Source organism: uncultured Parabacteroides sp. (assembly GCF_905196875.1).
Taxonomy (GTDB): domain Bacteria; phylum Bacteroidota; class Bacteroidia; order Bacteroidales; family Tannerellaceae; genus Parabacteroides.
On sequence record NZ_CAJJWO010000109.1, the window covers coordinates 1 to 11,377 of the forward strand.

The window sequence follows — 11,377 nt, forward strand, 5'->3', positions numbered from 1 at the left end:
AAGCTACTCGGCATTCTACCTCCGGAACTGGAGAAGATATTTTTCGCCGACAGCGGCTCTGTTGCCGTCGAGGTAGCGATGAAAATGGCCATCCAGTACTGGCAGTCACAAGGGAAGAGCGGGAAGTATGGATTTGCGACTATCCGTAGCGGTTATCATGGTGATACATGGCATGCGATGTCGGTCTGCGATCCGGTAACCGGTATGCACGGGATATTCTCGGGAAGCCTCCCGGTACAATATTTTATTCCTCAACCTTCTGTTAAGTTCGGAGAAAAATGGGACGAGAAAGCTATGCAGCCTTTGACAGATCTGCTGGAACAACATGCCGGTGATATTGCAGCTATAATACTGGAGCCGATTGTACAGGGGGCCGGAGGAATGTATTTTTACTCTCCCGCCTTTCTGGTCCGGGCAAAAGAACTCTGCAAACAATACGACGTATTATTCATCTTTGATGAAATAGCGACAGGATTCGGTCGTACCGGTAAACTGTTTGCCTGGGAACATGCAAATGTTGTTCCCGACATTATGTGTATAGGTAAGGCATTGACCGGTGGCTATCTGACCTTATCGGCTACACTGACAACCCAACAGGTAGCCGATACGATTTGCTCCGGTGATGCAGGTTGTTTCATGCATGGCCCGACATTTATGGGTAATCCACTGGCTTGTGCTATTGCCTCAGCTTCCGTATCGTTATTATTGGAAAGCGGTTGGCAAGAGAAGGTAAAAGCGATCGAGGCACAGCTTCAGCAAGAACTGGCTCCTGCCCGGTCATACAGTAATGTAAAGGAGGTACGCGTACTCGGAGCTATCGGGGTAATTGAAATGAAGGAGCCGGTCGATATGGCAGTCCTTCAACGACGATTCGTAGAGGAAGGTATTTGGGTACGACCTTTCGGCAGACTGGTTTATTTGATGCCACCGTTTGTTATCAGGCCGGAGCAGTTGTCGCGGTTGACGAAAGGGGTCCTAAAATGTATCGAAGATACTCCGGGTACTATTTAACGATAAAATAAGACTGATAAATGAAAGATTATAATTCGATATTACAAGAACTGGAAAATACAGGCAACCTGCGCCGTCTGCCGGAGATTATCCATAGAGGGAATCTCGTTGAAAAAGACGGTCTCACAATGCTCAACCTCTCCTCCAACGATTACCTGGGACTGGCTTCACGCCATGACCTGCAGCAAGCATTTCTGGAGGAATGGCAAGAGAAGCAATACCCTTTCTCCTCTTCCTCTTCCCGTCTATTGACCGGCAACTTCCGTATTTATACCGAACTCGAACAGGTTATGGCGGAGCGATTCGATCGCGAGGCCGCCCTGTTATTCAACAGTGGCTATCACGCAAACACCGGGATACTTCCGGCACTGGCCGATAAGCAAACATTGATCCTTGCCGACAAACTTGTTCACGCCAGCATTATCGACGGGATACTGCTTAGTAACGCACACTTCCAACGTTATCGCCACAATGACTATGATCAACTGGAAACACTTTTACAAAAGAATACCGGCCAGTATGAACAAATATTCATTGTAACAGAAAGCATCTTTAGCATGGACGGCGATGTAGCCGACCTCCGCCGTCTGGTCAGTCTGAAGAAAAGTTATCCGGATGTCTGCCTCTATGTAGATGAAGCGCACGCCATCGGTGTACGAGGAAAAAACGGGCTGGGAATTGCAGAAGAACAAAATTGTATACAGGATATAGACCTTCTCGTCGGTACCTTCGGTAAAGCACTAGCCTCCATGGGAGCCTATGTGATTTGTAGCCGCGTTATCCGTGAATACTTGATCAACAGCATGCGTCCTTTGATATTCAGCACAGCATTGCCTCCTGCACAGATCGCCTGGACACAATTTATCTTTGAAAGGCTTCCGGAGTTTTCTGAAGAACGCGAGCGATTAGCCATAACAAGCCACCTTTTAATAGATGCATTGAGAGGAAAAGGTGGAGAAATCAGCGGAAGCCATATCATACCTTATATAATAGGCGATAATAAAGATTGCATCCTCAAAGCAGAAGAGTTGCAACGCAAAGGCTTCTACTGCCTCCCTGTCCGTCCCCCAACAGTACCGAAAGGAACGGCACGGATACGTTTCTCGTTGACAGCAGATGTAACAACCGAAGACATACAACAGTTAAATGAATATGCAATATGAAAATAATAAAACAAACAGATAATCACGCCGCCCGTCTTCTCCTCTTCTTCTCCGGCTGGTCCGCATCTCCGGAACTATTCACCCGGTTGGAGGCCAGGGAAGAAACAGACGTTATGATCTGCTACGATTACAGGGAGATGGCATTTGAGGAAGACCTTACCCGATACGATGAGATACACCTCGTCGCCTGGTCGATGGGCGTACGGATGGCGGAACTCGCTTTAGGCGGCAAATACATATTCGCTACCGCCACTGCCATCAACGGAACCCCCTGCCCGATCGATGACGCATACGGTATCCCCATCGACATTTTCCGAGGCACGCTCGACAACCTGACAACCGAAGGTCTCCACCGTTTCAACCGCCGGATGTGCGGCACACGTGAGATACATTCCCACTATCAAACTGTTACCGCCCGCCCATTGGACGAAGTCAGGGATGAACTGCAAGCTATTTACGACCGCTGTTCCCCCTCTGCCAGCAATTCTATCCCCTGGACACGCGCCCTCGTCGGAAGCGATGACCGAATCTTTCCCGTAGCCAACCAACTCGCCTACTGGAGCGGCCGCTGCAACGTCACCCAAATTCCTTCACCTCATTACCCTTTTCACCTATGGAAACAATGGAACGAATTATAACGCGCTTCACCCGTGCCCTCGACAGTTACGACCGACAGGCTGTGGCACAACAGCAGATCAGCCGCCGGCTCACCGGACTGCTCTCCCGTTACACTGCCATGCATTTCCAGCGTGTCCTCGAGATCGGCTGCGGGACAGGTGGTTTCACCCGTTTGTTGAAAGAAAGTTGCATCATCGACGAATGGTATCTCAACGACCTTTGTGAAGGTTGCCGCGAAAAGATCGCCGGGCTTTTTTCCGGTCAGTCACCCTTTTTTATCACCGGGAATGCGGAAGATATCGAGTTTCCGGGTTGTTTCGACCTGATCGTCTCAGCCTCCGCTTTCCAATGGGTACAGCAACCGGAAACGTTCCTGCACCGACTGGCTGCGAAACTCTCTCCCGCCGGCACACTGGTGTTCAATACCTTTGCACCCAGCAATCTACAGGAAGTCCGTCAGCTCACTGGTAAAGGCCTCGATTATCCTACGGCAGACCACCTAACAGAATGGCTGGCGGCAGACTACCACCTGCTTCACCTCAGGGAGGAAGACATCATCCTCACCTTCGACACTCCGATGGATGTACTCCGCCACCTGAAAAATACCGGCGTAACCGCTACCGGCGACGGCTCCTGGACACGCGGACAGCAAACGGATTTCTGCCGTCGCTACACCACCCTGTACGGCACCGCCGACAATAAAGTAACACTCACATACCGCCCACTTTACATCGTGGCAGTAAAAAAATGAATAACAAATGAAAGGAAAAGTACTTTTTATCTCAGGTATTGACACCAATGTCGGCAAGACCTTTGCCACCGGTATCCTTGCCCGCCAGCTTGCCGCCGAAGGGCACAAAGTCATCACCCAGAAAATGATCCAGACAGGATGCATCGACGTCTCGGAAGATATCGAAATGCACCGCCGCCTGATGGGAATCCCCTTTACCGAAGAAGATCGTGCAGGCCTCACCTGCCCTTACATCTTCACCTACCCTTGTTCGCCGCACATGGCTGCCGAACGCGATGACCGCCGGATCGAACTTTCCACGATCACCCGCGCGACGAATGAATTACTGGAACGTTATGAGTACGTCCTTCTCGAAGGGGCAGGGGGACTGATGGTACCGAACGATTTCGAATCGTTAACGATCGACTATGTGAAGGAACAAAATTACCCACTCGTACTGGTCACTTCCGGCAAACTAGGTAGTATCAACCATACCCTACTCAGTCTCTACGCCTGTCGGCAGGAGGGTATTAGGGTGGACAGTGTCATATATAATCTATATCCGCAGATCGACCGGTTGATAGAAGACAACACCCTGGATTATCTGCGTCAATATCTCCGCCGCGAATGGCCGGGTACGAACCTCTTCCTCCTCTCAGAAGAAAAAGAAACAGGAACAGCAAAACTAGAACAGACCAGTCTGTAAAACCAGGATTGCATTTATGAGGCTTTGCCGAGTAATCTCGTACATAATGGGCGGCCACAAGCCGCCCATATAGAGGCTGTTATAGGCTTTTACACCCTATCCGTTCCCATAATCTCTACCACGCGATCATTGGCACGGGCTTTGATTTCCGGGGTGATGCTATCCTTGATCATACTGATGACCAAGGTCATGACGGCAATATCGTCGGTAAAACCGATCACCGGAAGAATCCCGTCGGGTATCAGGTCTATCGGCAGGATAAAATAACCGAGTGCACCGATAATATATGCCTTATGCTTCACCGGCACCTTCTCATCCTGCAATGTATAATAGAGCGTGAAAACAGGCAGCAGCACCGTAGCGCCGACCTTCTTCGCCACTCGTTCTATCTTTTTCCAAAAGCGGTTATCCGAATAATACGTACCGTACTTTTGTACTTCGTGCACCTCTTCGAAAGGCACATCTTCAATCCCATTTCTACTCATACTCATTCTTTTTTATCTTAGAGGCAGTTTATAAACCGCCCCTCCGCTAGCAAAGATAAATAATTTAGGCCGGAATACAAGTAGCCGAAATACGTCGACATTCAAACCTACGGCTAAAATAACTTAACAACAAAAATCCCGCCAAAGCTGAAGCCGCTCCCGAAAGAGCCACAAAGTTAGTACATCATCAGAATAAAGAGATTAAAATTATGCTATAAGTGTATCTGCAAACCGAAAGAAACCGGATGGAGTGCCGGGCCTTTGTTGTTCTCGAACATTTCGATAGGAGAATATTTACAGTAAACACCCATACAACCGACACCCGCCTGGAAAAGAAGATCCATTGTTACGGGACGCAGGTTCATGCCGCCATCCATCTTCTGCTTCCTGGTCTTTCCACTTCCGTCTTCATAAACAACTTTGGATGAAGAGGTTGTCTTGATTACAGCAACAACGCCACCGGAGACAAAGAAACGCGGGCGATGCCGTACCTTCTTGGTCTGCCACTCCAGTAGGACGGGGATGGTGACACTAGTCATATTCAGCTTGCTTTTCTTATAGGCGATGCCATCGGCGGCAGGAACTAACTGAGTGACACCGTCCACCTCCTGAAAATGAACATTCCCGTCGATGCGGTAACGGTTCCAGCGCAGGCCGGCACCGGTCACTACCGCCCAGTTGTAGCGGGAGAAGGGAAGGCTGAATTCCATAAAGTTAAGATTGTATTCAAGCGAGTTCCCTTTGCGCAGGGACACATCGTCCCCTGTGAAACTGTTGAAGCCCATACCGAAGCCCGCCCAGTGTGCGGAGAAGTTACGATCCCAGGTAGGAAGGGGAATGTTAAGCGTCTTGATATGTTTGCGTCGCTCATAGCTCTGCCCGTCACGGTATTGTCCTTCGAATACCATTTCGTCGTCTATCTCGGTTCCGTCCTCCTGTTCTTCATAGATGCGGACTTTCATCCGGTCGCCGTTATCCTTCACTTCTATACGCTTCTTTTCCAACCGGAAGATTGTATCGGTTGGCATCGGTCCGACTTCGGCTGCCAGCAAGCCCATCACAGGGAGAAAGGCTGCCACGATCAGTAATAATCTTTTCATCTTTGTATTGTTTTATTCGTTTATAAATCTTTTTTGGTGAAGAGAATCGTGATCAGGTCGTCGCTGTCCAGATCTCCTTCGATATAAACCAGAGTGATCACTCCTTTGGAGCTGACCTTGAAGAGGACGAAGCGGTTGATGTCGGCCTCCTTACCGGGTAGTTGGTAGTAAGCGGAGATAACGCCTCCATCGTCGGTCACTTCCTTAATCTTGCGGGCTCCCTTCTGGTCGGCTTCCAGGCACTGCCGGGTGAAGCGCAGGGCGTCGGGATCGTTCTTGATCGTGATGCTCTTATACCGGGTCATGCCGTAGGTTTCGAGCATCTCGTTGGAAAGTTCGACCATCGTTACATTTTTCTTCCGGCCGTAACGCTGGAAAACATCCTGTATCTTCAGGTCTTTTTGCAGAACCTCTGCATCTGTTGCCCCTGCTCCGTAAGGGAACAAGAAAAGGGCAGCCAGCAATACGAGTAATGTGTATCTTATCTGTTTCATCGCTACATGTTTTTATTCGTCTTCACTAAATATGGAACCGAGTTCCTTTAACTGGTTATCAATAATCCGGCGGTCGGCTTCATCACTGTCTTCCTCGGGAAAATATTCGTCGGCAGGAGTGGCCACCTCATGCAACGCCTCGAAAGCAGAAGACCGTACCTTATGGATATCGGTATAACACCGACCGTTTATCACTACATAATTATCCGAACAGAAACAGGGGTCGGTCGGATACAACAATTGGCTGATCCCCAGCAGTGCCACTACACATGCTGCCACCGTAGACAGGAGATATACGATCGACCGCCGGCTCATCGCAAAACGCTTCACAGCCGGTGTCGTAGCTGTCACCTCCGCCCATATCTCTTCTGCCGGATCGTGCTGCGCTGCAATCTCCTCATCAAAGTATGCGAACAGCGGACGGTAGCCTGACAGATGATCCGGAACGTTCGCCCCGGCAAAGAAACGACGGAGTTCGCGTTCCTCGGCTGCCGAAGTTTCTCCTTCAAAATACCGGTTTAATACCTCTTCTATATTCATAACTGCTCCTGTTTATTTAACTGTAAAAATTGTTCCCGTATCTTTTTCCTGGCCCTTGAAAGATTGCTGCGGACGGCTTCAATGGCTGACCCTGTTATTTCCGCGATCTCTGCCAGTTCGTAGCCTTCCACGTCTTTCATCCGGATGATAGTCTGCTGCACGGTGGGCAGCCCAGCAATCAGTTCCCGGATACGGGCGGCGGCATCCTTTTGTTCCAACAGCTCTGCCGGTGAACGGCTTCCCGAGTCGATCGACAAAGTGTCGATGTCGGGGCCTTCCGGACGGCGTGCTCTCAGTTTATCCAGCGTCAGATTCTTGGTGACTTGCATCGCAAGGGCTTCCACACTATGATAACCGTCCAGCTTCTCGCGGATATACCAGAGCTTCAGGAAAGCCTCCTGCACGATATCTTCGGCGTCGGCTCTCTCCTGTGTCAGTTTCAGGGAAAAGTTGATCAGCTTTTCCCGGAGTGGCAGTACGGTTATTTTAAACGTTTCAAGTTCCATTCTGTTTATATGACGGCAAAGGAAAGAAAACATAACATCAATATTCCAGTTTTTTGCCAGAATTATTGCATAACTTTGTAAATAAACAAGATAGCTCATGAAAATTCTGATTGTAGAAGACGAAGATTCTTTACGTGAAATAATGATCCGCTCATTGGAGAAGGAACGTTACGTCGTGGAAAGTGCCGCCAACTATAACGAAGCATTATTGAAGATCAATGATTATGATTACGACTGTATCGTGTTGGACATCATGCTGCCGGGTGGCAGTGGGCTCGATCTGCTCGAAGAGCTAAAAAAGATGCGGAAGAAGGACAGTGTCATCATCGTCTCTGCCAAAGACTCTATCGAAGACAAAGTGACGGGCCTCGACCTGGGTGCGGACGATTACCTGACGAAGCCGTTCCACCTGGCTGAACTGAATGCGCGTATCAAATGCATCATCCGCCGTAAGCAACAAGATGGCGAGCTGCATATCAACCTGTCCAACATCACCGTCTACCCGGATCGCCATGCCGTATATATTAATGAAGAGGAACTGGCTTTGAACCGGAAAGAGTTCGACCTGTTGTATTATTTTGTCACCAATCCCGATCGCTTGATCAGTAAAGGAGCACTTGCCGAGTCCATCTGGGGGGATTATATCGACCAAGCGGATAGTTTCGACTTCATCTACAGCCAGGTAAAGAATCTGCGCAAGAAGTTGAAGTCAGCCGGGGCTGTCCCGGAAATAAAGGCCGTATACGGTTATGGCTATAAAATGGTAAATGAAGAATAGCCGATGAAACTGATCCATTATACATTCCGCAACCTGTCCATCCCGCTGTTGATCATTCTAACGGCCTGGGCATGTTGTTTCTATTTCGTCATCATGCATGAAATTGACGACGAGACCAACGACAGTCTTGAAAATTACAAGGAGATCATCATTAAGACAGTACTTGCCGACAGCACGCTCCTGCATGACCATGTGGATATAATGACTAAGTATTATATCCGCGAAGTCCCCGAATCAGAAGCCGATCTGGATAAAGACGAGTTTTTCGATTCGACAACTTACATCGAAATAGAGATGGAAGATGAACCGGTACGTGTGTTACGCACCTGGTTCATGACAGCCGACCGGAAATATTACGAACTGACGATCGAAACCTCCACCCTCGAAAAAGAGGATATGGCGGAAGCGATCTTTTTGAGTATCATTATTCTATATGTAAGCCTTTTATGTTGCATCCTGCTGGTATCGCATTTCGTATTCAAGTCCAGTTTCCGACCGCTTTATACGTTGGTAAAATGGTTGAAAGAATATCGGCCCGGAAAACAACAGACTCCATTGGTAAACCAAACCAAGGTGGAAGAGTTCAAAATACTGAACCAGGCCATCCAGACGGCAACAAACCGGAGCACGGAAATGTATAACCAGCAAAAACAATTTGTAGAGAATGCTTCCCACGAATTACAGACCCCGCTTGCCATCTGCATGAATAAACTGGAACTGCTCAGCGAAAATCCCGATTGCACGGAAGAGCAACTCTCCGAAATAGCCGGAATCAACCATACGCTTCGGGGTATCATCAAGATGAACAAGTCTTTGCTGCTTCTTTCGCGTATCGACAACAAACAGTTTCCCGATACTTCCGAGATAGACTTCAATAAACTGATCAATAAATATTTGCCGGACTTCGAGGATATGTATGAATACAAGAATATACATGTCACCTATTCAGAAACCGATACATTAATATATACAATGAATGAGTCGCTGGCCTCTACCCTGCTCAGCAATCTTTTAAAGAATGCTTTTATACATAATATAGAAAACGGATCGATCGCCATTTCGATTACCGACCGGACACTGACAATATCAAACAGCAGTGAAAGCACCGGACTGAATGAAGCGACCTTATTCAATCGTTTCGAAAAGCAAACGCATAAGAAAGATTCGACAGGATTGGGATTAGCTATCGTTAAGTCGATCACCTCCATTTATGGAATAGATATAAAATATGAATATAACGGCCTGCATCAATTTATTTTAACATTCGGATGACCTCTTTTCCCAAATCTTTCCTAAATGTACCCTTTTCTTTGCAGTATAAATTAAAAGAAAGATATTATGAAACAGTTTGGATTAATTCTGGTCAGTTTGTTACTATCGACAATGGCCCTTTTTGCTGATAACGAAAAGATTACAAGAGACAAGTCGGTATTACCTTCCGTGTCACGCAACTTCCTTTCTGCCAATTTCGGACAGACAGACATTTCTCACATCAAGATAGAAAGTAATCTGTTGGGTACGAAAGGATACGATGTGATCCTGACAAACGGAGTAAACGTAGAGTTCGACAAGGCCGGCGAATGGAAAGAGATCGAAGCACGTCACAGCTTTATCCCGCTGACTGCTTTACCCCAAAGAATAGCCGATTATATCAGGAAAAACTTTCCCGACAATACGGTAATCTCGGTGGATAAAGATACGCGCGAATACGAGGTTAAACTAAACAACGACCTGGAACTCAAATTCGATCGTAACGGCAACTTCAAGAAATTCGATTAATAAAACAACAAAAAGAAATAAATATGAAAACAAAATTATCTGTATTAGCTTTAGCAATGTGCGGTTTATTGACTTTCAGTAGCTGCGACAACGATGACGACAACAACTACCAGCCTGACCAGACAGTCACCAAAGCATTCGATGAAAAATTTCCGAATGCCGTAAAAGTAGAATGGGAAACAAAAAACGGTTACGAAGTAGCTGATTTCCATCTAAGTGGCAATGAAACCGAAGCCTGGTTTGACAATAAAGGTAACTGGTTGATGACAAAGACTGAGATTGATTTCGGCCAGCTCCCGGAAAATATACGTTTAGCATTGAGAAAAAGCGAGTATACAGACTGGAAATATACGGAATATGACAAAATCGAACGCTCTAACACAGCCACCGTATATGTAATAGAAGCTGAGCAGGGAGAAAAAGAAGTCGACCTGTATTATGCAGAAGATGGAACACTCATAAAGGTTGTCAATGATTCTGACAATGGCAATAACAACTTCCAGCCAGTTACTATTCCACAAGCTATCAACGATGCGATCAACGAAATGTATGCAGGTGCAACCATTGTAGAATTCGATCAGGAGAAGATTGGCTTCGAAGTCGATATCCTTCACAATAATATCTACAAAGATGTCTACTTCGACTCTGAAAACCAATGGATCTATACAGAATGGGATGTTAAAATAGCTGATGTGCCTGCCATCGTCATGAATGCACTAAAAGCATCTGAATATAAAGATTATAAGATCGACGACATCGACCTGATCGAGAAACCGGCCGGTATCTTCTACCTCTTCGAACTGGAACAAGGCGAACGGGAAATAGACCTGACCATCAGTGCCGAAGGAACAATCGTCCCTTGATCCGTAAATATTTAACTATATAAAAAAGAACTTTGCACATAGCGAACTTGTTTCTTACGAGAATAAACTGTTATTAAAGTAAAAAGTCATGAAAGGAAAACTATCAGTTTTAGCTGTTCTCGTATGTTGCTTCTCGCTGTTTACTGGTTGCAACAATAATCAAAAGAAAGTAAAGAATACGGTTGAAGTACCGCAGGCCATTCAAAAGATCCTCACGCAAAAGTATCCGGACGCAACCGTACTGGAATTTGACAAGGAAAAGAGCGGTCCGGAAGTCGATATACAAGACAAAGGCATTCGCAAAGAAGTCCTGTTCAATACAAACAACGAATGGATATATACCAAATGGGATATCCGTGCGGAAGATGTTCCGGTTGTCGTGATGGATGAACTGGCCAGTTCTGCTTACAATCAGTATAAAATTGAAGAAGTAGACGCCATAGAAAAGCCCGCAGGCATGTTCTATGTATTCGAACTGAAGATGGACAATAATGAAGTGAAGCTGACCTTCGACTCGGAAGGACAACTCATAGAATAACGAGCTTACGATTTTGCCAAAGGCATGGCAGAGTTTTGCCAAAGGCATGGCAGAGTTTTGCCAAAG

General features: G+C 46.9%; 15 protein-coding genes. 10 read left to right on the top strand and 5 right to left on the bottom strand.

What is annotated here, in order from left to right; genetic code table 11:
* The 5 genes from bioA to bioD all read left to right on the top strand — a co-directional run.
* A partial coding sequence (gene bioA, locus QZ076_RS21025; RefSeq protein ID WP_293717071.1) for an adenosylmethionine--8-amino-7-oxononanoate transaminase occupies nt 1–1,011 on the top strand: 1,011 nt, incomplete at its 5' end.
* A gap of 20 nt (nt 1,012–1,031) precedes the next feature.
* Nucleotides 1,032–2,174 carry an 8-amino-7-oxononanoate synthase gene (locus QZ076_RS21030; RefSeq protein ID WP_293717073.1) on the top strand — a complete coding sequence of 381 codons (1,143 nt, stop codon included), beginning with the start codon at nt 1,032–1,034 and terminating at the stop codon, nt 2,172–2,174.
* Nucleotides 2,171–2,812: a pimeloyl-ACP methyl esterase BioG family protein gene (locus QZ076_RS21035; RefSeq protein ID WP_293717075.1), complete on the top strand. Its 642-nt coding sequence runs from the start codon at nt 2,171–2,173 to the stop codon at nt 2,810–2,812. Before QZ076_RS21030 ends, QZ076_RS21035 begins: the two co-directional genes overlap by 4 nt.
* Complete coding sequence (gene bioC, locus QZ076_RS21040) at nt 2,797–3,543, top strand: malonyl-ACP O-methyltransferase BioC (RefSeq protein ID WP_293717077.1); 747 nt, start codon at nt 2,797–2,799, stop codon at nt 3,541–3,543. Before QZ076_RS21035 ends, bioC begins: the two co-directional genes overlap by 16 nt.
* 7 nt (nt 3,544–3,550) lie before the next feature.
* On the top strand, nt 3,551–4,228 hold the full coding sequence (gene bioD / locus QZ076_RS21045) for a dethiobiotin synthase (RefSeq protein ID WP_293717078.1): 678 nt from the start codon (nt 3,551–3,553) through the stop codon (nt 4,226–4,228).
* 89 nt (nt 4,229–4,317) lie between these two features.
* On the opposite strand, the gene QZ076_RS21050 is transcribed toward bioD, so the two are convergent.
* The 5 genes from QZ076_RS21050 to QZ076_RS21070 all read right to left on the bottom strand — a co-directional run bounded on the left by QZ076_RS21050 (nt 4,318) and on the right by QZ076_RS21070 (nt 7,353).
* Nucleotides 4,318–4,713 carry a YkvA family protein gene (locus QZ076_RS21050; protein WP_293717079.1) on the bottom strand — a complete coding sequence of 132 codons (396 nt, stop codon included), beginning with the start codon at nt 4,711–4,713 and terminating at the stop codon, nt 4,318–4,320.
* 212 nt (nt 4,714–4,925) lie between these two features.
* The gene (locus tag QZ076_RS21055; protein ID WP_293717080.1) at nt 4,926–5,813 is read right to left on the bottom strand and encodes an outer membrane beta-barrel protein; all 888 of its coding nucleotides are present in this window, start codon (nt 5,811–5,813) and stop codon (nt 4,926–4,928) included.
* A gap of 20 nt (nt 5,814–5,833) precedes the next feature.
* Complete coding sequence (locus QZ076_RS21060) at nt 5,834–6,307, bottom strand: hypothetical protein (protein WP_293717081.1); 474 nt, start codon at nt 6,305–6,307, stop codon at nt 5,834–5,836.
* A 12-nt stretch (nt 6,308–6,319) separates the two neighbouring features.
* Nucleotides 6,320–6,847 (bottom strand): hypothetical protein, encoded by a 528-nt coding sequence (locus QZ076_RS21065; protein ID WP_293717082.1) that lies wholly within the window; start codon nt 6,845–6,847, stop codon nt 6,320–6,322.
* A complete protein-coding gene (locus tag QZ076_RS21070; RefSeq protein ID WP_293717088.1) occupies nt 6,844–7,353 on the bottom strand; it encodes an RNA polymerase sigma factor in 510 nt (169 codons plus the stop codon). The genes QZ076_RS21065 and QZ076_RS21070 overlap by 4 nt, the downstream gene beginning before the upstream one ends.
* 97 nt (nt 7,354–7,450) lie before the next feature.
* Here QZ076_RS21070 and QZ076_RS21075 point away from each other — a divergent pair, with 97 nt between their 5' ends.
* The 5 genes from QZ076_RS21075 to QZ076_RS21095 all read left to right on the top strand — a co-directional run bounded on the left by QZ076_RS21075 (nt 7,451) and on the right by QZ076_RS21095 (nt 11,311).
* Nucleotides 7,451–8,131: a response regulator transcription factor gene (locus QZ076_RS21075; protein ID WP_293717083.1), complete on the top strand. Its 681-nt coding sequence runs from the start codon at nt 7,451–7,453 to the stop codon at nt 8,129–8,131.
* A gap of 3 nt (nt 8,132–8,134) precedes the next feature.
* Nucleotides 8,135–9,403: a HAMP domain-containing sensor histidine kinase gene (locus tag QZ076_RS21080; RefSeq protein ID WP_293717084.1), complete on the top strand. Its 1,269-nt coding sequence runs from the start codon at nt 8,135–8,137 to the stop codon at nt 9,401–9,403.
* A 66-nt stretch (nt 9,404–9,469) separates the two neighbouring features.
* The gene (locus QZ076_RS21085) at nt 9,470–9,910 is read left to right on the top strand and encodes a PepSY-like domain-containing protein (protein WP_293717085.1); all 441 of its coding nucleotides are present in this window, start codon (nt 9,470–9,472) and stop codon (nt 9,908–9,910) included.
* A 23-nt stretch (nt 9,911–9,933) separates the two neighbouring features.
* Nucleotides 9,934–10,773 (top strand): PepSY-like domain-containing protein, encoded by an 840-nt coding sequence (locus tag QZ076_RS21090; RefSeq protein ID WP_293717086.1) that lies wholly within the window; start codon nt 9,934–9,936, stop codon nt 10,771–10,773.
* 88 nt (nt 10,774–10,861) lie between these two features.
* Nucleotides 10,862–11,311: a PepSY-like domain-containing protein gene (locus QZ076_RS21095; RefSeq protein WP_293717087.1), complete on the top strand. Its 450-nt coding sequence runs from the start codon at nt 10,862–10,864 to the stop codon at nt 11,309–11,311.
* Nucleotides 11,312–11,377: the final 66 nt, after the last annotated feature.

Coding starts and splice junctions, on each gene's coding strand:
- QZ076_RS21030 (WP_293717073.1), top strand. CDS start 1,032: ATGAAAGATTATAATTCGATATTACAAGAACTGGAAAATACAGGCAAC.
- QZ076_RS21035 (WP_293717075.1), top strand. CDS start 2,171: ATGAAAATAATAAAACAAACAGATAATCACGCCGCCCGTCTTCTCCTC.
- bioC (WP_293717077.1), top strand. CDS start 2,797: ATGGAACGAATTATAACGCGCTTCACCCGTGCCCTCGACAGTTACGAC.
- bioD (WP_293717078.1), top strand. CDS start 3,551: ATGAAAGGAAAAGTACTTTTTATCTCAGGTATTGACACCAATGTCGGC.
- QZ076_RS21050 (WP_293717079.1), bottom strand. CDS start 4,713: ATGAGTAGAAATGGGATTGAAGATGTGCCTTTCGAAGAGGTGCACGAA.
- QZ076_RS21055 (WP_293717080.1), bottom strand. CDS start 5,813: ATGAAAAGATTATTACTGATCGTGGCAGCCTTTCTCCCTGTGATGGGC.
- QZ076_RS21060 (WP_293717081.1), bottom strand. CDS start 6,307: ATGAAACAGATAAGATACACATTACTCGTATTGCTGGCTGCCCTTTTC.
- QZ076_RS21065 (WP_293717082.1), bottom strand. CDS start 6,847: ATGAATATAGAAGAGGTATTAAACCGGTATTTTGAAGGAGAAACTTCG.
- QZ076_RS21070 (WP_293717088.1), bottom strand. CDS start 7,353: ATGGAACTTGAAACGTTTAAAATAACCGTACTGCCACTCCGGGAAAAG.
- QZ076_RS21075 (WP_293717083.1), top strand. CDS start 7,451: ATGAAAATTCTGATTGTAGAAGACGAAGATTCTTTACGTGAAATAATG.
- QZ076_RS21080 (WP_293717084.1), top strand. CDS start 8,135: ATGAAACTGATCCATTATACATTCCGCAACCTGTCCATCCCGCTGTTG.
- QZ076_RS21085 (WP_293717085.1), top strand. CDS start 9,470: ATGAAACAGTTTGGATTAATTCTGGTCAGTTTGTTACTATCGACAATG.
- QZ076_RS21090 (WP_293717086.1), top strand. CDS start 9,934: ATGAAAACAAAATTATCTGTATTAGCTTTAGCAATGTGCGGTTTATTG.
- QZ076_RS21095 (WP_293717087.1), top strand. CDS start 10,862: ATGAAAGGAAAACTATCAGTTTTAGCTGTTCTCGTATGTTGCTTCTCG.